At 34.9% G+C, this 25,138-nt stretch carries 20 protein-coding genes and 1 pseudogene; 14 read left to right on the top strand and 7 right to left on the bottom strand.

Annotated elements, in window-relative coordinates:
• Window positions 1–255 precede the first annotated feature (255 nt).
• From ald to DN392_RS08560, 4 genes are all read left to right on the top strand, one after another.
• Complete coding sequence (ald, locus tag DN392_RS08575; RefSeq protein ID WP_001219752.1) at window positions 256–1,389, top strand: alanine dehydrogenase; 1,134 nt, start codon at window positions 256–258, stop codon at window positions 1,387–1,389.
• A 103-nt stretch (window positions 1,390–1,492) separates the two neighbouring features.
• Window positions 1,493–2,908, top strand: a complete 1,416-nt coding sequence (locus tag DN392_RS08570) for an amino acid permease (protein ID WP_088321546.1) — start codon at window positions 1,493–1,495, stop codon at window positions 2,906–2,908.
• A 255-nt stretch (window positions 2,909–3,163) separates the two neighbouring features.
• Window positions 3,164–3,541 (top strand): ArsR/SmtB family transcription factor, encoded by a 378-nt coding sequence (locus DN392_RS08565; RefSeq protein WP_000290207.1) that lies wholly within the window; start codon window positions 3,164–3,166, stop codon window positions 3,539–3,541.
• A 23-nt stretch (window positions 3,542–3,564) separates the two neighbouring features.
• Window positions 3,565–5,931 (top strand): heavy metal translocating P-type ATPase, encoded by a 2,367-nt coding sequence (locus DN392_RS08560; protein WP_048567114.1) that lies wholly within the window; start codon window positions 3,565–3,567, stop codon window positions 5,929–5,931.
• Between the two features lie 202 nt (window positions 5,932–6,133).
• Here DN392_RS08560 and DN392_RS08555 read toward each other — a convergent pair whose 3' ends face one another.
• Window positions 6,134–7,597, bottom strand: coding sequence for a nicotinate phosphoribosyltransferase (locus DN392_RS08555; RefSeq protein ID WP_000222903.1), 1,464 nt, complete (start codon window positions 7,595–7,597; stop codon window positions 6,134–6,136).
• A 199-nt stretch (window positions 7,598–7,796) separates the two neighbouring features.
• Between DN392_RS08555 and DN392_RS08550 the strand changes: the two genes are divergently transcribed.
• The 3 genes from DN392_RS08550 (at window position 7,797) to DN392_RS08540 (ending at window position 11,071) form a co-directional block, all read left to right on the top strand.
• Window positions 7,797–9,074, top strand: coding sequence for a helix-turn-helix domain-containing protein (locus tag DN392_RS08550; protein WP_001187950.1), 1,278 nt, complete (start codon window positions 7,797–7,799; stop codon window positions 9,072–9,074).
• On the top strand, window positions 9,071–9,199 hold the full coding sequence (locus DN392_RS08545) for an NprX family peptide pheromone (RefSeq protein ID WP_000755493.1): 129 nt from the start codon (window positions 9,071–9,073) through the stop codon (window positions 9,197–9,199). Before DN392_RS08550 ends, DN392_RS08545 begins: the two co-directional genes overlap by 4 nt.
• Before the next feature lie 171 nt (window positions 9,200–9,370).
• A complete protein-coding gene (locus DN392_RS08540; protein WP_000730359.1) occupies window positions 9,371–11,071 on the top strand; it encodes a M4 family metallopeptidase in 1,701 nt (566 codons plus the stop codon).
• A 63-nt stretch (window positions 11,072–11,134) separates the two neighbouring features.
• On the opposite strand, the gene DN392_RS08535 is transcribed toward DN392_RS08540, so the two are convergent.
• Window positions 11,135–11,683, bottom strand: coding sequence for a TVP38/TMEM64 family protein (locus tag DN392_RS08535; RefSeq protein ID WP_000852213.1), 549 nt, complete (start codon window positions 11,681–11,683; stop codon window positions 11,135–11,137).
• A gap of 400 nt (window positions 11,684–12,083) precedes the next feature.
• On the opposite strand from DN392_RS08535, the gene DN392_RS08530 reads away from it, so the two are divergent.
• Together DN392_RS08530 and DN392_RS08525 are read left to right on the top strand one after the other, a co-directional pair.
• Entirely contained in the window at window positions 12,084–12,602 is a 519-nt protein-coding gene (locus DN392_RS08530; protein ID WP_000822712.1) for an RNase A-like domain-containing lipoprotein, read from the top strand.
• A 15-nt stretch (window positions 12,603–12,617) separates the two neighbouring features.
• On the top strand, window positions 12,618–12,890 hold the full coding sequence (locus tag DN392_RS08525) for a hypothetical protein (RefSeq protein WP_000288799.1): 273 nt from the start codon (window positions 12,618–12,620) through the stop codon (window positions 12,888–12,890).
• 48 nt (window positions 12,891–12,938) lie between these two features.
• On the opposite strand, the gene DN392_RS08520 is transcribed toward DN392_RS08525, so the two are convergent.
• The 3 genes and pseudogenes from DN392_RS08520 to DN392_RS08510 form a co-directional block, all read right to left on the bottom strand.
• Window positions 12,939–14,201, bottom strand: coding sequence for a VanW family protein (locus tag DN392_RS08520; RefSeq protein WP_000777385.1), 1,263 nt, complete (start codon window positions 14,199–14,201; stop codon window positions 12,939–12,941).
• Window positions 14,202–14,394: 193 nt separating this feature from the next.
• Window positions 14,395–15,312, bottom strand: a pseudogene (locus DN392_RS08515) (LCP family protein); the annotation flags it as partial.
• 330 nt (window positions 15,313–15,642) lie between these two features.
• Window positions 15,643–16,821, bottom strand: coding sequence for a NupC/NupG family nucleoside CNT transporter (locus tag DN392_RS08510; RefSeq protein WP_071743365.1), 1,179 nt, complete (start codon window positions 16,819–16,821; stop codon window positions 15,643–15,645).
• A 91-nt stretch (window positions 16,822–16,912) separates the two neighbouring features.
• Between DN392_RS08510 and gloA2 the strand changes: the two genes are divergently transcribed.
• From gloA2 to aspA, 3 genes are all read left to right on the top strand, one after another.
• Complete coding sequence (gene gloA2, locus DN392_RS08505; RefSeq protein WP_048567112.1) at window positions 16,913–17,299, top strand: SMU1112c/YaeR family gloxylase I-like metalloprotein; 387 nt, start codon at window positions 16,913–16,915, stop codon at window positions 17,297–17,299.
• 107 nt (window positions 17,300–17,406) lie between these two features.
• Window positions 17,407–18,705 (top strand): hemolysin family protein, encoded by a 1,299-nt coding sequence (locus tag DN392_RS08500; RefSeq protein WP_000351385.1) that lies wholly within the window; start codon window positions 17,407–17,409, stop codon window positions 18,703–18,705.
• 172 nt (window positions 18,706–18,877) lie between these two features.
• Window positions 18,878–20,311 (top strand): aspartate ammonia-lyase, encoded by a 1,434-nt coding sequence (gene aspA, locus DN392_RS08495; RefSeq protein WP_000562162.1) that lies wholly within the window; start codon window positions 18,878–18,880, stop codon window positions 20,309–20,311.
• A gap of 40 nt (window positions 20,312–20,351) precedes the next feature.
• Here aspA and DN392_RS08490 read toward each other — a convergent pair whose 3' ends face one another.
• Window positions 20,352–21,971: an L-lactate permease gene (locus DN392_RS08490; RefSeq protein ID WP_071743367.1), complete on the bottom strand. Its 1,620-nt coding sequence runs from the start codon at window positions 21,969–21,971 to the stop codon at window positions 20,352–20,354.
• 814 nt (window positions 21,972–22,785) lie between these two features.
• Here DN392_RS08490 and DN392_RS08485 point away from each other — a divergent pair.
• Both DN392_RS08485 and DN392_RS08480 read left to right on the top strand, forming a co-directional pair.
• The gene (locus DN392_RS08485; RefSeq protein WP_000081429.1) at window positions 22,786–23,073 is read left to right on the top strand and encodes an ArsR/SmtB family transcription factor; all 288 of its coding nucleotides are present in this window, start codon (window positions 22,786–22,788) and stop codon (window positions 23,071–23,073) included.
• A 191-nt stretch (window positions 23,074–23,264) separates the two neighbouring features.
• Window positions 23,265–23,444 carry an acid-soluble spore protein H gene (locus tag DN392_RS08480; RefSeq protein ID WP_000382688.1) on the top strand — a complete coding sequence of 60 codons (180 nt, stop codon included), beginning with the start codon at window positions 23,265–23,267 and terminating at the stop codon, window positions 23,442–23,444.
• A gap of 42 nt (window positions 23,445–23,486) precedes the next feature.
• Here DN392_RS08480 and DN392_RS08475 read toward each other — a convergent pair whose 3' ends face one another.
• On the bottom strand, window positions 23,487–24,872 hold the full coding sequence (locus DN392_RS08475) for a peptide MFS transporter (RefSeq protein ID WP_088321545.1): 1,386 nt from the start codon (window positions 24,870–24,872) through the stop codon (window positions 23,487–23,489).
• Window positions 24,873–25,138: the final 266 nt, after the last annotated feature.

Here is a 25,138-nt window from a genome sequence, read left to right as displayed (position 1 = left end):
AATAATAAATGATTGCTTCTTATTTTTAGGGCGTATAATAAAAATAGAGTGATAGATAATGAAATGGCACGAAGATGCTAATAGAATCAATGTTCCATATATTTACACTATTCTAAATATATAAACTTTAAAAAAATGGTATGTTAGCGTTTTCATAACTTTTAAGTTATGCTAGAATAAGGACATAAGTTATTAATTATTACAAAAAGAAAAAAGAATCTCTTTTTTCTGTTAATTATAAGGGGGCATTTCATTATGCGTATTGGGGTACCAGCAGAAATTAAAAACAACGAAAACCGTGTGGCAATGACACCAGCAGGTGTTGTACATTTAATTCGTAACAATCACGAAGTATTCATTCAAAAGGGTGCAGGTTTAGGATCTGGTTTCACAGATGCTCAGTATGTTGAAGCGGGAGCAAAAATTGTTGATACAGCTGAAGAAGCTTGGAATATGGAAATGGTTATGAAAGTTAAGGAACCAGTTGAAAGCGAATACAAACACTTCAGCGAAGGTTTAATCTTATTCACATACTTACACTTAGCTCCAGAACCAGAATTAACAAAAGCATTAATCGAAAAGAAAGTTGTTTCTATTGCATATGAAACAGTACAATTAGAAAACCGTTCTCTACCATTACTTGCACCTATGAGTGAAGTAGCTGGTCGTATGGCTGCACAAATTGGTGCACAATTCCTTGAGAAAAACAAAGGCGGTAAAGGTATTTTACTTGCAGGTGTTCCAGGGGTTAAACGTGGTAAAGTAACAATCATCGGTGGTGGACAAGCTGGTACAAATGCTGCTAAAATTGCAGTTGGACTAGGTGCGGATGTAACAATCATCGACTTAAGTGCAGAACGTCTTCGTCAATTAGATGACATTTTCGGAAACCAAGTAAAAACTTTAATGTCTAATCCTTACAATATTGCAGAAGCTGTAAAAGAGTCTGATCTTGTAATCGGTGCAGTATTAATCCCAGGTGCAAAAGCGCCAAAACTTGTAACAGAAGAAATGATTCAATCAATGGAACCAGGTTCTGTTGTTGTAGATATCGCGATTGACCAAGGTGGTATTTTCGAAACAACTGACCGTATTACAACTCATGATAACCCAACTTACGAAAAACACGGCGTTGTTCATTATGCAGTTGCAAACATGCCAGGTGCGGTTCCACGTACATCAACTCTTGCATTAACAAACGTAACAGTACCATATGCAGTACAAATTGCTAACAAAGGCTACAAAGAAGCTTGCCTAGGAAACGCTGCATTACTAAAAGGTATTAACACATTAGACGGCTATGTAACATTCGAAGCAGTTGCAGAAGCTCACGGTGTAGAGTACAAAGGTGCTAAAGAATTATTAGAAGCAGAAACAGTATCTTGCTAATAGCAGCATTATACAAAATAAAATCGAACAATATATAAACCAACATGATAAGAGCTAAGAGTGAAGATCTCTTAGCTCTTCTTGGCAAAAGGGGGCATACATCGTGGCCAACCTATTTAAAAAGAAATCCGTTACGCAATTGTTAGGGGAAAGTAAAAGTAAAACTTTAACGAAAACGCTAGGGGCATTTGACCTAACAATGCTAGGGATTGGTGCGATAATTGGTACAGGAGTTCTAGTATTAACTGGATTAGTAGCAGCAAGAGATGCTGGTCCAGCAGTTATTTTCTCATTCATGATTGCAGCAATTGTTTGTGGATTTGCAGCTTTATGTTACGCAGAAGTTGCATCTACACTTCCTGTGTCAGGTAGTGTGTACACATATTCATATGCAACAATTGGTGAGTTTGTTGCCCATTTAATGGGATGGACATTGTTATCCGTATATGTCGTAACGACTGCCGCAGTAGCCGGAGGATGGACGGGTTATTTCCATAATTTAGTGAGCGGATTAGGACTTGAAATTCCTAAAGCCTTGTTAACGATTCCATCGCAAGGTGGTATGGTAAACTTACCAGCAGTTATCGTTACGTTAGTGATAACTTGGTTATTATCACGAGGTACAAAAGAAAGTAAGCGTGTGAATAACATAATGGTATTAATTAAAATTGGTATTGTTGTTTTATTCATTGCAGTTGGTGTATTCTACGTGAAACCAGAAAACTGGATACCATTTGCACCGTACGGTTTAAGTGGAGTGTTCGCAGGGGGAGCAGCAGTATTCTTTGCTTTCTTAGGATTTGATGCATTAGCAACTTCTGCTGAAGAAGTAAAAAATCCGCAACGTGATCTACCGATTGGTATTATTGCTTCGTTAGTTATTTGTACAATCATTTATGTTGTAGTTTGTCTCGTTATGACAGGTATGGTTTCTTATAAAGAATTAGATGTACCAGAAGCTATGGCATATGTGTTAGAAGTTGTAGGACAAGACAAAGTAGCAGGTATAATCGCAATTGGAGCTGTAATTGGTATTATGGCTGTAATTTTCGCTTACATTTATGCAACAACTCGTGTATTCTTCGCAATGAGCCGTGACGGTTTATTGCCAAAATCTTTCGCGAAAATTAACAAGAAGACTGAAGCGCCAACATTTTCAGTTTGGTTAACAGGAGTTGGTAGTGCTTTAATTGCTGGATTTATCGATTTAAAAGAATTGTCGAATTTAGCGAATATTGGAGCGTTATTAACATTCGCCATGGTTGGTGTAACTGTTATCATTCTTCGTAAAACGCATCCGAAATTACAACGTGGATTTATGGTACCACTTGTACCGATCTTACCGATTATTTCAGTTGCATGTTGTCTATTCTTAATGGTAAATTTACCATTAAAAACATGGATATACTTCGGTGTTTGGTTAGCAATCGGAGTAGTTGTATACTTTGTTTATTCGAAAAAACATAGTCATTTAAAAGACGATGGAAGTTCGCAGGATAATTTAGAACAAGCTAATTAAAAGGGATATAAGTATAGTAAGCCTTGTGCGTCTAGGGAGCGCGCAAGGCTTTTTTCTTTTGGGCAAAATGTACATCCTTTTTTGTATGAGAATGTAATGGATGCGGAAAATATGTGTACGCCTTATTAAAATGTGAACAAAATGTTCGGAAAAATGTATGAGATTTCATTGACACATATGAATGGACGCTCATATAATAAGAGTATAAGATATATGAATAATTGTTCATATGTTCAAATGAAGAGGTGAGCTATAATGGCTGTAAATAAAGTAGAAACACCACAAGAGACATGTTCTCAAACGATAATTCATGAAGAAGTTGTTGATCAAGTAAAACAAACAATTCCAACTGATGAAAGTTTAAGTAAAGTAGCAGAATTATTTAAAGTATTAGGTGATCGTACACGGACGAGAATATTACATGCATTATTTGAAGCTGAAATGTGTGTTTGTGATTTAGCTTATTTATTAGGAATGACACAATCATCTATTTCGCATCAGCTTCGTGTGTTAAAGCAAGCGAAACTTGTAAAGAATCGTAAAGAAGGAAAGGTCGTTTATTATTCGTTAGCTGACCAGCACGTAATTCATATCTTCGAGCAAGCGTTTGAACACGTAAACGAGGAAGAATAAAAAGAACGCGAGGAGGGAGAACGATGGCTGAAGCATTAGTGAAAAAGAAACTGGTGTTAGAAGGTTTAGATTGTGCGAACTGTGCAATGAAAATTGAAAAAGGCGTTGGGAATATAGAAGGAGTAAATTCTTGCTCTGTAAATTTCGCGACAAAAACAATGGTTTTAGAAACAGCACAAAATACAGAAAGCGAAGTTGTTACAGAAGCAAAACAACTCGTTACAAAATTAGAACCGCACATTAAAGTGCAAGAAGAAAACAACACAAAAGTAGCAAAAGAAGTGTTTATATTAGAAGGTTTAGATTGCGCGAACTGTGCGATGAAGATTGAAAATAAAGTGAAGGAAATGCCGTCTATTTCAGCAGCAACTGTTGATTTCGTATCAAAGAAATTAAGAGTTGAAGTAGCGAATAAAAGAGAATTAGAAGCGACTGTAGCAAATATAACAAATATCGTTCAAAAGTTAGAACCAGATGTGAAAGTTGTTCGTGAAGAAAAAGGTGGGCATGACCACGGACATAGTCACGACCATGGTGAAGCAAATGTGAAAAAGATGGTAGGACGATTAGTGGTCGGCGGAATTTTGACAGCAATTGCTGCATTAGCGGGCTTACCACAAATGATAACAATTCCGTTATTCGTCCTTGCGTATTTATTAATAGGCGGAGATATCGTTTGGAGAGCGGTAAGAAACATAACTCGCGGCCAAGTGTTCGATGAGAACTTCTTAATGGCAATTGCAACACTAGGAGCTTTTGCGATTCAACAATATTCAGAAGCTGTTGCGGTAATGCTATTCTATCAAGTAGGGGAACTATTCCAAAGTATTGCGGTCAATCGCTCCCGAAAGTCAATTACTTCATTAATGGATATCCGTCCTGATTATGCGAATGTGAAGGTTGGAAATGAAACGAAACAAGTATCACCAGAAGATGTACAAATCGGCGATTATATTATCGTGAAGCCTGGTGAGAAAGTACCATTAGACGGAAAAGTAGTTGAAGGAACATCAATGGTAGATACTTCAGCATTGACCGGTGAATCTGTACCACGTGAAGTCGAAGTTGGAAATGATGTATTAAGTGGTTTTGTGAACCAAAATGGTGTATTAACAATTGAAGTGACAAAAGAATTTGGTGAATCAACTGTATCAAAAATTTTAGATTTAGTTCAAAATGCAAGCAGTAAAAAAGCGCCAACAGAAAACTTTATTACGAAGTTCGCGCGTTACTACACTCCAGTTGTAGTTATTACAGCAGCGATCATGGCGTTTATTCCACCACTTATTTTAGAAGGAGCTACATTCTCAGAATGGATTTATAGAGCTTTAGTGTTCTTAGTAATCTCTTGTCCATGTGCGTTAGTTGTATCAATTCCTCTTGGATTCTTTGGAGGAATTGGTGGTGCATCTAAAAGTGGTGTGTTAATAAAAGGAAGTAACTATTTAGAAGCTTTAAATGATGTGAAATATATTGTTTTTGATAAAACAGGAACATTAACAAAAGGTGTCTTCAAAGTTACAAAAATGGAACCAAGCGAAGGTATTACAAATGAAGAATTATTAGAGTATGCAACATTTGCTGAAGTGTATTCTAATCATCCAATTGCACAATCTATTCGAAAGGCATACGGAAAATCAATTGATGAAAAAATAATCGATGAGTATAGCGAAATTTCTGGTCACGGTACAGTCGTAAAAGTACAAGGAAAAGAAATTTTTGCAGGTAATGCTAAATTAATGAAAAAAGAAAATATTACATTTAAGCAACCAGAAACGGTAGGTACATTAGTTCACGTTGCTGTAGATGGGGAATATGCAGGTTATATCGTTATCTCTGATGAGGTAAAAGAAGATTCAAAACAAGCAATTCAAAAATTAAAAGAACTAGGTATTAAGAAGACAGTCATGTTAACGGGTGATGCAAAATCCGTTGGTGAAGCTGTTGGTAAAGAATTAGGTTTAGATGAAGTTCACGCAGAACTATTACCGCAACAAAAAGTCGAAGAGATTGAAAAAATTGATGCGGCGAAGAACGGAAAAGAAAAAGTTGCTTTCGTTGGTGATGGTATTAATGACACACCGGTATTAGCAAGAGCAGATGTTGGTATTGCGATGGGTGGTTTAGGATCAGATGCAGCGATTGAGGCGGCAGACATCGTTATTATGACTGATGAGCCTTCAAAAATTGCAACAGCCTTAAATATTGCAAAACGCACACGACGCATTGTATGGCAGAATATCATCTTTGCATTAGGGGTAAAAGGATTAGTTTTATTACTTGGTGCTTTTGGTATTGCAACAATGTGGGAAGCTGTCTTCTCAGATGTTGGTGTGACACTACTTGCAGTGTTAAATGCAATGCGTGTACTACGAGTGAAAGATTTATAAAAAAGAGGACGCAACCTGCGTCCTCTTTTTTAGGTTATTTTGTTGAAATTGACTCAATAAAATAATAACAAATATTATTTTATAAATAAATAACGCAATATTAAAATTTACAAATAAAAAATATTTGTCGTACTATTTTAATATATTTTCCACAAAGATACATATCGTATTGAAAAAACAGAGAAGGAAAAGCTTCTCTGTTTTATTTTTGTATATTTTTTTCAACTTGTTCTCGAACAGTTTGAATGTAATTCATTTTATGATCCCAACATTCTTGACTTAAATCGACAGGGTACTCTTCGGGATTTAAAGTTCGCATATATTCTTCCCAAAATAGTGCGAGACTCTGTTCGTTATATTTTTGAATATCTAATATATCTGGTAATTCATATGTTCTTTCGCCGTTAATGAAAATGTCTTTATGCAGTTCGCGTGCTTCAAAGTTTGTTACAAATTTACTTATATACGTGTGAACAGGATGAAACATTTTTAAACGTTCTTCTTTTCCTGGCTCTTCAGAATCTAATGCAATATAATCGCCTTCTGCATGATCGTTAACTCGATTGATAATGCGATAAATTCGTTTCAGTCCTGGAGTGGTAATTTTTTCAGGGTTAGATGAAATTTTAATTGTATCATTTAACTTTCCATCAGTATCTTCAATCGCAACTAGTTTATAGACAGCCCCTAACGCTGGTTGTTCAAAGGACGTAATTAATTTTGTTCCAACACCCCATACATCAATTTTTGCGCCTTGAGATTTCAAGTGCATAATTGTGTATTCATCTAAATCGCTAGAAGCAATAATTTTTGTATTTGTAAACCCAGCTTCATCTAGTAGTTTTCTTGCCTTTTTAGATAAATAAGCCATATCACCACTATCAAGGCGAATTCCATAAAAATCGATACGATCCCCAAACTCTTTCGCGACGCGAATCGCATTTGGAACACCTGATTTTAAAGTGTCGTATGTATCAACGAGAAAGACACATTTTTTATGAGTTTCAGCGTATTTTTTAAACGCGACATATTCATCGCGATATGCTTGAACGAAAGAGTGAGCGTGTGTGCCTGCTACAGGTATTCCGAAGCGCTTCCCAGCCCGTACGTTACTCGTAGATGAGAAACCACCAATAAAGGCAGCGCGTGTGCCCCAAAGAGCAGCATCAAACTCGTGGGCACGTCTTGTGCCGAATTCTAAAAGTTCATCGTTATTTGCAGCATGCTTCATACGAGCAGCTTTTGTTGCAATTAATGTTTGGTAATTCACAATGTTTAACAGGGCAGTTTCAATAATTTGTGCTTCGCCGAGCGGTGCATCAACACGTAATAAAGGCTCGTTATTAAATACAACTTCACCTTCTTGCATACTTCGAACGGTCCCAGTGAATTTCATATTTTGTAAATACTGAAGGAATTCTTCTTCAAATTGTAATTCTGCTAAATAAGCGATATCGCTTTCGGTAAAGCTGAAGTTTTCTATGTACTCTACAATCTTTTCAAGGCCAGCAAAAACAGCATAACCGTTCTCGAATGGAAGCTTTCGAAAGTATAAATCAAACACCGAGCGGCGATTATGAATACCATCTTTCCAATATGTATAAGCCATATTAATTTGATATAAATCTGTATGTAAGGCATAGCTATCGTCTTTATAATAAGTCATCGCGAAAACACCTCCATAATTTGGTTATAGTATACCAATTTTTAATCGTTCGTAGCAAAGAATGGATATGGAAGTAGAGTCAAGAGGGAAAAAAATGAAATATTGCATATTTTTTAGAAAATTAACATTTATCAATTTATATTTCTCAAGATTTTATGTATTATTAGAGTAATGGGGGTAATGAGAATGGAGGAGGACAATGCAACAAACATTAGAAAAAATAGGCAAACAAGTCTTTTATAAACGGCTACAGCAAAAAATGACACAAGAAGAATTATGTCAGGGCATTTGTTCTGTCTCATACTTAAGTAAAATCGAAAATGGAAAGATCGAGGCATCAGAAGAAATTCTACAATTGCTCTGCACAAGGTTAGAAATTGCCGTGACGGATTTGAGAGATGTAGAAGAAGATGTGAAGGGGAAGCTAGATGAATGGTTGAATGCACTAATCCGTTTGGATAAGGCACAGATTGAACGCATACGTAACGAACTGGAAGAGGATATGCAAAGTGTTCAAGATTTTGAAATCATAAATTATTATAAATTACTTAATATACGCTATTTACTGATGAAAAGAGAATTGCCGGCAATCGCAGAAGAATTAGAGAAGCTTAAGAAGGCATATAAGAAATTTTCACCTTTTCAGAAGTTATTATATACGTATAGTAAGGGATTATTATGCTGTTTACAATATAAGTGGAAAAAAGGATTAGAGGATTTACTTGAGACAGAGATCATGGCTAAAGAACTTGGATATCATGAGACAGGAATTTATTATAATATTGCACTTACTTATAGTCATTTGGAAATTCAGCATCTTACTTTACATTTTGCGAATATCGCATTAGAGGCATTTAGGAGTGAGTATAAATTTCGAAATGTGATAAATTGTCAAATTCTCATTGCATTGAGTTATGCAGAACAAGGGCAATATGAAGAAGCTTTAACAATGTATGAGAATATATTGAGGGAAGCGGAGGCTTTTGCAGATAAAGATGTTCTTATGTCTATTACTCTAAGTAATATGGGGAATATATATTACAAAAAGAAAAAATATCAGCAAGCAAAAGAGCACTATTTAGAGAGTTTACAACTTCAAAAACAAGTAGATTTAAATTATATAGATACAGTATATGAAATGGCACTATCTTGTATTAAATTAGAGCAGTTTGAAGAAGCGAAAGAATGGATTAATAAAGGCGTTACTGCTGCTAAACGTGAAGAGCGTTTTAATACAAAATTGTATTTGATCCTTATGCTTCAATATAAGTATTTTGGAGAAGCGAAAGAATATAAAGAATTTTTAGAATTAGAAGCGATACCTTTTTATAAATCAGCAGGAAATAAAATTGAATTAAAGAAAGTATATATAGAACTTGCAGAATATTTTGCTCAATCATTAAAATTTGAACAAAGTAATCAATATTATAAATTAGTTATTGAAATGTTAGAAAATCATAAGGAGGATGGAAAATGAAAAAAGTAATAGCTGGAATTTTAACATTGGCAGTAGTGCTTACAATTGTTGGTGGAGTACAATATACGAATAAACCAGATACTTATGCATTAGATGCTAATGCATCGCAAGAAGTAAATTTATAATATTGAGAAACCCCTTTCCAATTGGAAAGGGGTTTTTTCAATATTTGTTCCTCAAAATTCTACAAAACTTGAGAAAATAATTATTTGAATTTTTAGTATATTAATAGTGGAAACATAGTGCTACGATAAAACTACTCTTTTTCAAAAAATAATTTATTAGGGGGAAGATTCATGAAAAAGAAAAGTTTAGCGTTAGTGTTAGCGGCAGGAATGGCAGTTACAACGTTTGGAGGGACAGGCTCTGCATTTGCGGATTCTAAAAATGTGCTCTCTACGAAGAAGTACAATGAAACGGTGCAATCACCTGAGTTTATTTCTGGTGATTTAACTGGAGCGACTGGTAAGAAAGCAGAATCTGTTGTGTTTGATTACTTAAACGCGGCAAAAGGTGATTACAAACTAGGGGAAAAGAGTGCGCAAGATTCTTTCAAAGTGAAACAAGTGAAAAAAGATGCTGTAACTGATGCAACAGTAGTACGTATGCAACAAGTATATGAAGGAGTACCTGTATGGGGATCTACTCAAGTAGCTCACGTAAGTAAAGATGGTTCTTTAAAAGTATTGTCTGGAACAGTTGCGCCTGATTTAGACAAAAAGGAAAAGTTGAAGAATAAAAATAAGATCGAAGGCGCAAAAGCAATTGAAATCGCGCAGCAAGATTTAGGTGTAAAACCGAAATATGAGGTAGAACCAAAAGCGGACTTATATGTATATCAAAATGGTGAAGAAACAACATATGCATACGTTGTGAATCTAAACTTCTTAGATCCAAGCCCAGGAAACTACTACTATTTCATTGAAGCAGAAAGCGGTAAAGTATTAAATAAATATAATAAACTTGATCATGTAGCAAATGAAGATAAGTCACCGGTTAAGCAAGAAGCTCCTAAACAAGAAGCAAAGGCGGTTGTAAAGCCTGTAACAGGAACGAATAAAGTAGGAACTGGTAAAGGTGTATTAGGAGATACAAAGTCGCTTAATACAACGTTATCTGGATCGTCTTACTACTTACAAGATAATACGCGCGGAGCAACGATTTTCACATATGATGCGAAAAACCGCTCAACATTACCAGGAACATTATGGGCAGATGCGGATAATGTTTTCAATGCAGCTTATGATGCAGCGGCAGTAGATGCTCATTACTATGCGGGTAGAACATATGATTATTATAAAGCTACATTTAATAGAAACTCTATTAATGATGCAGGAGCTCCGTTAAAATCGACAGTTCATTACGGAAGTAAGTATAATAATGCGTTCTGGAATGGCTCACAAATGGTATACGGAGATGGTGATGGTGTAACGTTTACTTCATTATCTGGTGGAATTGATGTAATTGGTCACGAATTAACGCATGCTGTTACGGAAAACAGCTCAGATTTAATTTATCAAAATGAATCAGGAGCGCTAAATGAAGCAATTTCTGATATTTTTGGTACTTTAGTAGAATTCTATGATAACCGAAACCCAGATTGGGAGATTGGTGAAGATATTTATACGCCTGGTAAAGCAGGAGATGCGCTTCGTTCTATGAGTGATCCAGCGAAATATGGTGACCCAGACCATTATTCTAAGCGTTACACTGGTTCAAGTGATAACGGTGGAGTTCATACGAACAGTGGTATCATTAACAAACAAGCTTATTTATTAGCAAATGGCGGTACACATTCTGGTGTAACTGTAACTGGTATTGGTAAAGATAAGTTAGGTGCAATTTATTACCGCGCAAACACACAATATTTCACGCAATCTACTACATTTAGCCAAGCTCGTGCTGGTGCAGTACAAGCTGCAGCTGATTTATATGGTGCGACTTCTGCGGAAGTAGCAGCAGTGAAGCAATCATTTAGTGCTGTTGGTGTAAACTAAGGGTTTAAGAGAGTATTATTAATAAAATACTTCAAAAATAAAGAAGGAGCCTATGCTCCTTCTTTATTTTTTTCTCCATTTTTTCCACAAATAAAACAATCCAATAGCGCCCGCAATTGTTACAATCCACTTCGCTTCATTCGTTCCATTCATGACATGATAGGCAGAATATACTTCGATTAACAAAGCCGGTATTTTACCTATTGTGCTGGCAATACTGAAAGAGAGTAATGACATTTTGCCTAGAGCGGCAAATAAAGTAACGATACTAGATGGGATGAAGGGTATGAATCGAAACGATAGAACGAGTAGAAAGGCCTCTCTACCTTCTACATAAAGTAGGCGTTCTACCTTTGGATACTTATTTACTTTGTTGTGAGTGAATTTCTGAAGGCCTATACGATAAATATAAAACGAGATAATAGCCCCTAATGCCTCACCAGTGATCGAAATAATAGTTCCATTCGTTACACCAAATAGCTGTATGTTAATAGCGGTCAAAAAAATACTAGGGATAAAACCTAAAAGACTGATGATGACGTTAATTAAGATACTAAGTGGAATTGCGATTGAATAATAGTCTGTTAAGAAGTTTTGAATTGTTTCAGCCATTGTTTAAAATCCTTTATCTTTTTTTGCATTACACCATATTTCTATTGTGTAGGCAAGTGCAAATTTACATAATGTAGGAAACTGTTGATAAAATACCGTGTGTATACCTTATATGGGTATTGGGTATATAAAATAAGGGGTATATTATTCTAGTTTGGAAAACACCGAACAAATCCTTTATTTAAAAGGTTTTTTCGGTGTTTTTAAGTGGTGATTAAAGTCGGGAAATAATTAAAAAAACATAGGGGTATATTTCAGAGAGGGTCCAAAATAGTAGTTTAATGAAATTAGGGTGGTAATATGGCAAAATTGATGAGGAATTTTAAAAATGTATATGTTTTTTCGTTGTGAAATTGACTTTTAGTGAAGTTACGATAATAATCATGGAAGAGGTGATATGATGAAACGAATAAGTAGTCTTTTCTTGAGTAGTTTATTGGCATTAATGCTGATCTTAAGTGGATGTGCAGGAAAAGAACAAAAAACAGAGAAACAAACAGGGAATCAATCGACATCAGTAGAAAAAATTAGTGATAATATTTTAGATGAAATGGAAGGGCCACCTAAAAATGGTCATACAATTGAAAGACATGTAGGAAAATCAGAAGAGGATTTGAAGAATCGCTTGAAGACAGATAAAGTATCAGCGGCAAGTACATACTATGATAAGGAAACAGCGACGAAAGCTGTAAAAGATAGTTTGAAGCAGCATGATAAGGAAATTCAAGATTGGTTAAAAAATTCTAAAGAGGCTCGTCTCGTATTAAATACAACTCATTCATTCCCAGTTGGAAAAACGGTAATAAAGAAAAATATGAATGTAAAAGACAAGTTAGTAAAAACTGTTACTGTTTTGGCGAGAGATAAGTCAGGAGATTTAGGATATAAGATCATTACTTCTTATCCATCTGATAAATAAGAAGGGGGAGTAAATATGTATACGACATTACAATATTTTCTCAAATCGTATTGTACGTTAAGTATCCATGAGGATGAAATAGTAGGCGTGATGGAAGAGTTTATAGAGCAAGAAGATGAAGAAATTGTTTTGAAATTACGCGATGAATTATTATATATGAAGAAAAAGAACGCTTGGGAAGAGGCGTGCGTATTAGCTGCGAAGCAAGGAAATCGCATGTGGTCTTTAGAAGAAACGAAAGACCATCTTGAAGCTTTTTTACTATTATTGCAAAAGAAAAAGGCGTGAGTAGATCACGCCTTTTTTGTTTTTTAAATTTATTCGTTTGATAGTGTCTTATTGTTTTGGAGCGCTTTTATATACGCTTTTTGAAATTTGTCCATTAGATAGTACTTCACCGTTTTGTGTTACTTTTTTATATGTAACTGCTGTTATTTTATCATTAGTCCTGCTAATTACTTGAGAAGACACTTCAACATTTTTACCAGTATTTGTTCCGAAAATACGAGTAGTAATACTGCCTCCATTTGAAAATGCTTGAATATAAATATGATTGCCTGTATTGTTTTTAAATTTTAAATCCGGACCATAATCTGCCACTGCTGCATCTTGCCCAAGTGGTAAATAATTTACGGGCATAGAATGATTGCTTCGAGAAACAATTCCTAAATCTGCCCTTAAAGCTGCGCTATATAATGTGCTACTAACTTGGCAAACGCCTCCGCCTGCACTTTGTATAACCTTACCTTGTGAATATACGGCTGCGGATTTATAACCATGTGCAGCATCCGTTACACCAACGCGGCCATTAAAACTAAACGTTTCATCAGGTGCGACAATCACTCCACTTAAAGTATTAGCTGACTTATTTACGTTATAGGATTGATTTCCATTACGGCCAGCCATAGGAGTTGAATATTCAGCAATTACTTCTTTAATCCCCATTTTCTGTATATCTTCTGTAGAACGCTCAGGTTTTAATAGTGTAACTGGTAATGTAACGTCCGATGAGCCAGAAGTGATGGCCTGTTTCGTTAAATCAGTTAACTTTCCTTTATCAATTTTTTCTCCATTTTGACTTTGGCTAATATTTACTGTAGAGCCTTCAACACTTAATTCGGCATTAACAGGATTTTTTAATGTGTCATTATATTTATCCTTCATAAAGCTTTCATAAGCAGTTGTATTTAATTGAGCTGTTAATTTATAGTCACGTTTTAATTCACCGTTTTCGGCCTGCTTCCGCATTTGGTAACGATTTATTGCATTTCCTTCTTGTTCTTTAAAGATTTTGTCGATAATATCTTTTTCTTTATAATTTATACCTAAATCTTTCCATGTGTAAGTTTGTTTATCATTTTGGAATATGTAGGTAAGAGATTTTTGATCTAATTCAGTTACCTTTTGATTAATAATTTTTTGAATATCTTTTTTATTTTTTCCATCGAGAGAAATACCTTCAAATGTAGTATTTGGTAATGCAGTAGTATTTAATTGATTATTTAGTTTGGATACATATTGATATCCACCAACACCGCCTACACAAAGTAATATGCCTCCAGTAATTGCAGAACCAATCAGTATTTTACTTAGCTTCATTTATTTCCCCCCAGAAATTTTTGTATAAATATATGTATTACATTTTTTGTATAAAAATGATGAAAATAACATTATGTACGTACTAGTATACTATTATTTCCACTATGTGTGTAATGTTTTTATAAAAAACGTTACACTGTTGTAACAATTGTCTCTTTTTGTCACAATATGTACGAGAAATATGTTGAAAATTATAACTATATATTCTATCAGTACCTTCTACTTGCATTTTGTCCATTTTTAGATTGGAATCCATTGAATTTTTGGCAATTGTCATCATATCATCAAAAGTTAAATTTGTTTTTAAGTCTTTATCGACAGCGTCTAGTAGACCACCGATTTTATTAATGGAATTAAGAGATAGTGCTTTTTCAGCAATAGCTTCTAAAACAAGCTGTTGTCGTTGGCCGCGCATGTAATCACTATCGATATGACGAGTTCTAGCTAGTGCTAATGCCTCTTCTCCATTTAAATGTTGGCGTCCTTTTTTGAGGTGAATTGCATCTGCTTCGTCTTTACTATTTTGTTCTGTAAACTCAACTGGAACATCGACAGTAATACCACCAAGAGAATCGACAATTTTGATAAATGATTTAAAGTTAAATTTTACATAGTAATCAACTGGAACATCTAAAAATTTCTCCACGGTATCAATTGTGCTGTCCACACCACCGAATACGTGCGCATGTGTAATTTTATCGTATTTATCACGTGATTTAATGTAGACACGTGAGTCACGTGGAATACTCACAAGTTTAACAGATTTATCGTTTTTATTAATTGTTGCAAGTAATAGCGCATCCGTACGAGTTGCTTTTCCGTAATTCTTGTCCCTAATATCACTTTCATCAACACCCATAATAAGTACAGAAATGTTGTCAGTCATAGGTTTCACGGCTTTTTCACGTTTGCTGGATTTATCCCCGCGGCCCAGTTCAGAGTAGGCATTACTTAACACAGATTTCGCTTTACTGTATATATGGAAGGAATAGCCTCCTGCTCCAAGTGCTATAATCAGTAATGGAATAAGAAGGAACCAGAGTAGGCGTTTTTTCTTTGAGCGTCCTTTTTTGGATCGGGTGTCTTTGTTCATATCATCGGATTTCATCATTTTTCTCCTTTAAAACTATCAAAGTGTATACATCTAGAAGCGCATTCAAACACATAAAAAATATTGTACGCTAAATAAAAGCGATTGTACATGTATAAAAAATAGATGTCTTGATTATTTATCCTGCATTAACGGGCAGTAAAACTCCCACCTCAAAGTCCAGCGAATGCAAGGAAGTTAGGTGGGAGTTAACTGCCCGTAAAAGCCCGATTGGTTCAACTAATACTCAGAGGGGGATAGCCCCCTCTGAGTAAAGTTTCACTTTATAAGACATCTATTCGTTATTGTATACAAAAGATAGGGATAAGAAAATGATAAAATTTTACCTAATTACAACATAATGCTTACGATAATTGCAGATAAAATGCTAACGAGAGTAGCTCCATATAGTAATTTAAGGCCAAATCTGGCAACGACGTTTCCTTGTTCTTCGTTTAATCCTTTTACCGCACCTGAAATAATACCGATAGAAGAGAAGTTGGCAAAAGAGACGAGGAAAACAGAAATAATACCAACTGTACGAGGAGAAAGGCTATTAGAAATTTTATTAAGGTCCATCATTGCTACAAACTCATTCGTTACAAGCTTCGTTGCCATAATGCTACCAGCTGTGACAATTTCAGAACTAGGTACACCGATAAGGAATGCAACAGGCGCAAATACGTAGCCGATTAATTGCTGGAAAGTAATGCCGAATATAATGAGGAATAGGTCATTAATGCAACTAATTAATGCGACGAATCCGATAAGCATAGCGCTGACAACGATGGCTACGCGAAAGCCATCTAGAATGTATTCTCCAAGCATTTCAAAAAAGCTTTGCTTTTCGCCTTTAATTTCTAAAATATCTTCTTCATCTTTCACGTCGTAAGGGTTAATGATGAGTACGATAATAAAACCACTAAATAAATTGAGAACGAGTGCGGTTACTACATATTTAGGTTCAATCATCGTCATATAGGCACCTACGATGGACATAGATACGGTTGACATGGCAGATGCACAAAGTGTATAAAGACGGTGTTTTGGAATTTGAGCTAATTGTTTTTTAACCGTGATAAAAACTTCTGATTGGCCTACAATGGCAGATGCGATAGCGTTATAAGATTCTAATTTCCCAAGACCATTTATTTTACTAAGGAAGTAACCGATCCAATGAATAAAGAATGGTAATATTTTAAAATGCTGTAATATACCAATTAAAACAGAAATGAAGACAATTGGTAATAAGACAGTAAGGAAAAATGACATTTCACCTTTATTGGCAAGACCGCCAAATACGAAGTTTATACCATCAGCAGCATACTCGAGTAGTTTTGTAAACAGACTGGAAATGACCCGAATAAGTATGAGACCGATTTCTGTATTTAATAATAAATAGGTTAAAATCAACTGTATAATAAGCATGATGAAAATTGGTTTAAATTTAATATGTTTCTTATTGTTGCTAGCAATATAAGCAAGGAAGAAAACAACGATAAGTCCCACGAAAAAAGTAATAAATTTCATAGTAAGCCCCCTAAAAGAGATATTCTGCTATATATGTTTTTCATTTCAAGGGAGAATATGCATCTTTGGTAAAGAAAGGAATAGAGAAGTCATGAATATAAGTAGAGTGCATCACGTTGCAATTATTTGTTCGAATTATGAAGTGTCAAAAGATTTTTATACTCGGATATTGGGGTTTAAAGCGATAAATGAAGTATATAGAAAGGAACGAGATTCTTATAAGTTAGATTTATGTGTAGGGGAAGAGTATCAAATTGAATTATTTTCATTTCCAAATCCACCTGAGCGCCCAAGTTTCCCAGAAGCGGCTGGACTTAGACATTTAGCATTTGCTGTTACAAATATAGGAGAGGCTGTAAACCATTTAAAACAATGCGGTGTGGAGACTGAAGCGATACGTATGGATGAAATAACCGGAAAAAAATTCGTCTTTTTTCAAGACCCTGACGGCCTACCTTTAGAATTGTATGAGGTTTGAAATTGGTGAATTTTATATAGGGTTGCTTTTGCGTAAATGAAGAAACTAAAGTGAAACTTCTTTTTAAAAGGAGGTGTAACTTTAGCTAAGAAAGCTAAAGGGTATATGTGGATATTATAAAATTATTGATGGTAGCCATCCTTATTGCATTAACAGGTTTTTTTGTAGCTGTTGAGTTTGCAATTATTAAGGTGCGTAGCAGTCGTATTGATCAACTCGTTAGTGAAAAACGACGAGGAGCATTGGCAGCTAAAAAAGTAACTTCGAATTTAGATGAGTATTTATCAGCGTGTCAGTTAGGTATTACAATTACTGCTTTAGGGCTTGGGTGGTTAGGAGAGCCAACTATAAAACATTTACTCGAGCCGTTGTTTTTAAAACTACATTTATCTCCTGCAATTGCAAGTACAGTTTCATTTATTATTGCCTTTGCAGTGATTACATTTTTACATGTTGTCATTGGTGAACTTGCTCCGAAGACGCTCGCTATACAAAGGGCAGAGCAAGTTAGCTTATTATTATCGAAGCCAATTATTTACTTTTATCGAGTAATGTATCCGTTTATTTGGGCTTTAAATGGTTCTGCAAGGCTTGTGACAGGGTTATTCGGATTACATCCGGCTTCTGAACATGAAGTTGCTCATTCGGAGGAAGAATTACGATTAATCTTATCCGAGAGTTATGAGAGCGGAGAGATTAATCAAAGGGAATTTAAATATGTAAATAATATTTTTGAATTCGATAATAGAGTCGCAAAGGAAATTATGGTACCTCGTACGGAAGTTGTAGGTTTATATGAGGACGAACCATTTGAAACACATATTAAAATAATCGCACAAGAGAAGTACACGAGATATCCCGTATTTGGTGAAGATAAAGATGAAATCATTGGGATGGTTAATGTAAAGGATTTATTTATTCGTTATATGGACGGTAATCGAGATGAGGAGTGCTCAATTACGCCATATACAAGGCCAGTTATTGAAGTGCTAGAAAATATTCCTATACATGATTTGTTATTACAAATGCAAAGAAAACGAATTCCATTAGCTGTATTATATGATGAATATGGCGGTACAGCGGGTATTGTTACACTAGAGGATATTTTAGAAGAAATTGTTGGAGAAATCCGAGATGAATACGATGAAGATGAACACCCGCCTATAGAGCATATAAGTGAAGGGTGTAAGATCGTAGAGGGAAAGGTGCTTATTAGTGAAGTAAATGATTTATTTGGTATACACTTGATCGCTGATGATGTAGATACAATTGGTGGCTGGATTATGGTACAAAAGCAAATCGTTGCTGAAGGAGATATTATTGAAAAACACGGCTTTTCTTTTAAAGTCCTTGAAAAGGATATGCATCAAATTAAACGAGTGGAAATAAAGAAGGTAGAAGAATGATTTTCTATAAATTTTTATAAAAAGTATATATAGAAAAATAAATGTTTGCGCTTTCAAAAAAGGTGCTATATAGTGAAGGTGGATACTGAAAAATTCTTCTGAATGATACTCGTATTTTTAGAGGGCGAATTTTTTAGATAGGGATTTAGAATGAAAAGTATAGGTGATGAAAATGATAGCAACGAAGGATATACGGATAGAAAAAGATTTTTTAGGTGAAAAGGAAGTACCGAGTGTAGCTTATTATGGGGTACAAACATTACGTGCTGTAGAAAACTTCCCGATTACAGGATATCGCATTCATCCGTCACTCATTACGGCAATGGCAATTGTGAAAAAAGCGGCGGCTCTTGCAAATATGGATACTGGTTACTTAGCGAAAGACATTGGACATGAAATTGCAGAAGCAGCGCAAGAAATTGTTGATGGAAAATACCACGATCAATTTATCGTGGATCCAATCCAAGGCGGTGCTGGAACTTCTATTAATATGAATACAAATGAAGTAATCGCTAATCGAGCGTTAGAACGTATGGGATATGAAAAAGGCGAGTATGCAAAAATTAGCCCAAACACTCATGTAAACATGGCTCAATCAACAAATGATGCGTTTCCGACGGGAATTCATATTGCAACTCTTATGATGTTAGAAGAACTTCTTATTACAATGGAAGAACTTCATTCTGCTTTCCGTGCAAAAGCAAAAGAGTTCGATCACGTCATTAAAATGGGACGTACACATTTACAAGATGCTGTTCCGATTCGTCTTGGACAAGAATTTGAAGCGTATAGCCGAGTGCTTGCGCGTGATATAAAAAGAATTAAACAGTCTCGCCAACATTTATATGAAGTGAACATGGGGGCGACAGCTGTTGGTACGGGATTAAATGCAAACCCTACCTACATTGAACAAGTGGTTAAACACTTGCGAACATTTAGCGGATTCCCACTTGTTGGTGCAGAGCATTTAGTTGATGCAACGCAAAACACAGATGCATACACAGAAGTATCTGCGGCATTAAAAGTATGTATGATGAACATGTCTAAAATTGCAAACGATCTTCGCATTATGGCATCTGGTCCACGTGTTGGATTGGCGGAAATTCAATTACCAGCTCGTCAACCAGGTTCATCTATTATGCCAGGTAAAGTAAATCCTGTTATGGCAGAAGTAATTAATCAAGTTGCTTTCCAAGTAATTGGTAATGATCATACAATTTGTTTAGCATCAGAAGCAGGACAATTAGAGTTAAATGTAATGGAGCCTGTACTCGTATTTAATTTAATTCAATCTATAAGTATTATGAATAACGGATTCCGTGTATTCCGTGAATATTGTATTGAAGGAATTACAGCAAATGAAGAATTGCTGAAGCAATATGTTGAGAAAAGTGTTGGAATTATTACGGCAGTTAACCCTCATATTGGTTACGAAGCAGCATCTCGTATTGCGCGTGAAGCAATTGAAACAGGGAAATCTGTTAGGGAGTTATGTTTAGAACATGGTGTACTGACAGAAGAAGAATTGGATATTATTTTGGATCCATTCGAAATGACGCATCCTGAAATTGCTGGTGCTTCTTTATTAAAGAATAAGAAGATGTAATGTGAAAAAACACCGATCCATTTGGATCGGTGTTTTATTTTTAAAAGATATTAAATACAGCGTTTAATTGAAGTAAGCTAATGATAGCTAAGAAGATTAAACTGTATTTCATTGCTGTTTTAAATAGGACAGATTCTTTACCAACTAGTCCAACTGCGGCACAAGCAACTGCTACAGATTGTGGTGAAACCATTTTTGCCATTGTACCACCTACTACGTTTAATGCAACAAGAGTAGAAGGAACGATGTTTAATTGATCTGCAGTTACTGCTTGAAGCGGTGCAAATAATGAACCACTTGATACTACTGAACCTGTAATGAATACGCCAATCCATCCTAAGATCGGAGAAAGAACAGGGAATGCATTACCAGTAGAAGAGAATGCAAGTCCAAGTGTAGATGACATACCAGAGTAGTTCTCTACGTAAGCTAAAGCGATAACGCTACAGATTGTATATACTGGAGCTTTTAGTTCTTGTATTGTTTCAATCATTAATTCTTTAACCATTTTACCTTTTACACGGTATACGATAAGTGAAACGATAATTGCTAATACGATTGCAGTAGTTGTAGATGAGAATACATCAAATTTGAAAACAGCTGCGAAAGGTGTATCAGCTTTTGTAATAGGTGTAGTTTTCATAACAGCGTTATGAAGACCAGGGAATTGAATGTTAAATACTAAGTTTGCTAGTGCGCCATCCGGAGCAAATAAAGCTTTAATTGGTTTTAAATTAAAGATTGTTACGAATGCAGTTAAGAATACGAATGGAGACCAAGCATATAAAATTTGATTAAATGTATGAGATACTTTTTCTTCTTGTTTTTCTTCTTGAGTAGAAGATTTTGGCTGCCAAACACGTAAGAATAATGCAAGAGAGATCATACTTACAACGGCTGCGAAAATATTAGTAAGTTCTGCACCTAAGAAGTAAGTTACAAGGAACTGAGTAACCGCGAAAGAAACACCACTTACAAGAATACCTTGCCAAGTCTCTTTAATACCTTTAATTCCATCAACCATTGATACAAGTAAGAAAGGTAAAACAATACTAATGAATGGTAAAATAAGAACAGTTTGACGACCGATAGTTAATGCGTCTAACTCAGTTAATTGTGCTGGTACTGTGACTGGGATACCCATAGCACCCATAGCACCACCAGCGATGTTAGCTACTAAACAAATACCTGCTGCTTTTAATGGATTAAAGCCCATACCTACAAGTAATGCAGCTGTAATAGCAACTGGAACCCCTAAACCAGCTGCGCCTTCTAAGAAAGCACCGAAAGAATAAGCGATTAATAATACTTGTAAACGTTGATCATTTGTAATGCTTGAAATACTATCACGAATGATGTTGAATTGCTCTGTTTTAACAGTTAATTTGTAAAGGAAAATTGCTGCGATAACGATAGTACAAATTGGATAAAATCCAGATAAAACACCGAATCCGGCAGATGCTACAGCTACGGTTGCTGGCATTTTATAAACGAATATAGCAAGAATAATAGCGACAATCACACTGTAAAGACCAGCCATGTAACTTTTCATTTTTAGTCCCATTAAACAAATGATGAAGCAGAAAATTGGAAGTGCTGCGATTAGTGCAGATAACCAAATATTGTTTAATGGGTCATAAATTTGTGTCCAAGTACTCATAATAATGACAACTCCTATCTATTTTATGTGAAGAAATTCACATTATTTGTGAAACAATTCACAATCAACTTACATGCTTAGTATATTCTCCTTCAACACTATTGTCAACGTAAAAAAGTATAATTATTCCATAATAGTATTAAAAGAAATGCTTTGTTCATAAAGTAGACAAAAAACAAACTCAAATCTATTTGAGTTTGCTTTTTGAAGTTATTTCTATATTGTTTTCTTTGTTCGTATATCATTAATCTTATATGTTAGATGACGTCTTTGCATTAAGTATATATGATGTTGAAATTTGATAGGGGTCACATGCTGGTCTGAGTTGATCTAGTAAGAAAGAGAAGGCAAATGCATTTAATAGGAAGTTTTGAATAACAGTCTGAGCAAGTACAATACGAATTAAAACAACAATAAGTCAATTTTTAATATTACATTATCTTTTTTACTGAAAATTCCTTTTAGCATAACAAAGAGGTTAAATATAACCCAAATACGTTACGATAGGTTATCAATTATAGACGGTATTTTACAATATCATTACTGTACGTTGCAGTGAGGTGAAAATATAACAAAAAGCTTGATAAAACAACGTTTGTAAGCAAAGTATTCATAGCCCTTACTTTTGCTTTTTCATTATATCATATAGTATAATATTCAAAATCAGTAAGGAATTTTTCCTGAATTTTTTGCTGATAAAGGTGGAAAAAATTTTCAGCTTTATAGGTTGATAAAGTTATGTCGTAACAGGAAATATAAGAACAGATATATAAATAAATAAAAAGAAAATAAAAACGAAAATGAGGGGAACTTTATGAGCCAAAATCAATTCGAATGTCGTATTTCAGAAGAAGATGTACAAATGTTAAGAGCGTTAGCGCATCCGTTGCGTCTACGTCTAGTAATGGAACTAATGCAACGTGGCACTTGTAATGTAACACAATTACAGGAAGTGTTAGAAATTCCACAATCAACGGTTTCGCAACATTTAACGAAATTAAAACAAAATAAAGTAGTACGCTTTGAAAGACGAGGACTAGAAGTGTATTATCAAATTCATAATGATAAAGTAAGTGAAGTTGTAAAAACATTATTTTCTTAAAATTTGAATATTATGGAAAAAGACGTGTGGAATATACGTCTTTTTTTATTTGTCAGAAAGGTAATACGAGAGTAAATATTAGCATGTAAGGAAGAAAAGGCTACCAATTAACATGCTACTGTATGGAATATATTCTAAAGGGAAAAGAAAAGATAGAAAGGAGTGTAGTAAGTAAAAGGAGGAATAGTAGTATGGATGTAAAACGTGTGAAACAAATCTTATCTTCTTCAAGTAGCATTGACGTTACATATGAGGGCGTACCAGTATGGATTGAGAGCTGTGACGAGCAGAGTGGAGTTGCTCAAGTGTATGATGTATCTAATCCTGGAGAAAGCGTTCACGTGAACGTGACGGCTTTAGAGGAGAAGTAATAGAAAAGACGCTTCTAAATGTTTAGAAGCGTCTTTTTTGTGTTATTCCATCATACTTGCAACTTTTTTAGAGCAGAGAAGAAGTACAACTCCTAGGACGATAACGATAATACCGATACTTGCAAATACTTCAAGATAACCTAATGATTGTGTAAAGGAAGCAAGCTTACCAGCTAACCAGTTAGCCATACCTGAACCAGCTAACCATACACCCATTAGTAATGATGCTAATTTAACAGGTGCAATTGCACTTACCATTGATAGACCGATTGGTGATAAGAATAGTTCGCCAATTGTATGGAACATATAAGTGATAACGATGAATAATAAGTTTGCTTTAACAGTTATATCAGCTTCAGTACTTCCAGTTTTTAGAACCGCTAATGTTAAAACAAGGTAACCTATACCTAGTAAAATCATACCAAATGCCATTTTTGTTGGTACTTTTAAATCGCCACGTTTTGATTTAGAAAGTTTTAACCATAGCATAGATACGAATGGTGCAAGTAGTACGATGAATGCTGGATTAACGGATTGGAACCAAGATGTTGGAACTTCCCATCCGAAAATTGTACGATCAACAAATTTATCTGTATAAAGTGTTAAAGAACTACCAGCTTGTTCAAAGCCTGCCCAGAAGAATACAACGAAACAAGTTAAAATTACAATTGCCCAAGTGCGATTTTTTTCTTGTTTTGTTAAAGGTTTCTTTTCGATTGCAGGTTGATTTTTTGTTTTTTTACCAACAACTGTTGTTCCTGCTGTACCAAGGTAGCGAGGAGCTAATAAGTTGAAAACAATTTGTCCAATAATCATACCGATACAAGCTGCTAAGAATCCATATTTATATCCCATAACCATAACGCCATCAACGCTTGTTTTAAAGAAATCTTCTGCTAAAAATCCACAAATAAGTGGAGCGAAGAAAGCACCTACGTTAATACCCATATAGAAGATAGTAAATGCACTGTCACGACGTGAATCATTTTCTTCATACAATTCACCTAACAGTGTAGAAATATTTGGTTTGAAGAATCCATTACCAATAACTAATAGTACTAATCCAAGGAATAGTCCTGTTTTTGTATTCATGGAGAATAGTACAAAGTTACCAATCGCCATAATAATTCCGCCGAGAGTAATGGCATGACGTCTTGTAATATAATGATCAGTTAGCCATCCGCCTATAATTGGCATGAAATATACTGCTGCTGTAAAAGTACCATATAATTGCACTGCGACTGCCTTATCAAATCCTAATCCGCCACTAACGGCAGCAGTTGTTAAATAAAGAACTAAAAGGCCACGCATTCCATAATAACTAAATCTTTCCCACATTTCTGTTAAGAACAACAAATATAATCCTGGTGGATGTTTTTTTGGTGATTGTTGTTCTCCAGCTTTTTCTAATTTTAAAGCTGCATCCATTTTTGTTTCCCCCTAATCCTGTATAACGGATATTTATGTAATTATTTTAATTCACAAAATATTTAGAAGTCAATAGAATTATATGGAAATAGAAAGAAAATTTCTAGAAAAGTTCTATTTTTCTTCAACCGTTACTGTATTTTGCCCTGAAAACGAGATGATAAGCGTTTTCAAATGTAATAATTGAATTCTAAAAGAAAATAAAATAATGATTAATCAGAAAATTTAGATTAAAACATTTATTCTGATATAGAGAAAATATATTC

It is taken from the genome of Bacillus sp. BB51/4, assembly GCF_008368845.1.
GTDB lineage: Bacteria > Bacillota > Bacilli > Bacillales > Bacillaceae_G > Bacillus_A > Bacillus_A wiedmannii.
This window is presented reverse-complemented; position numbering and strand designations above follow the sequence as displayed.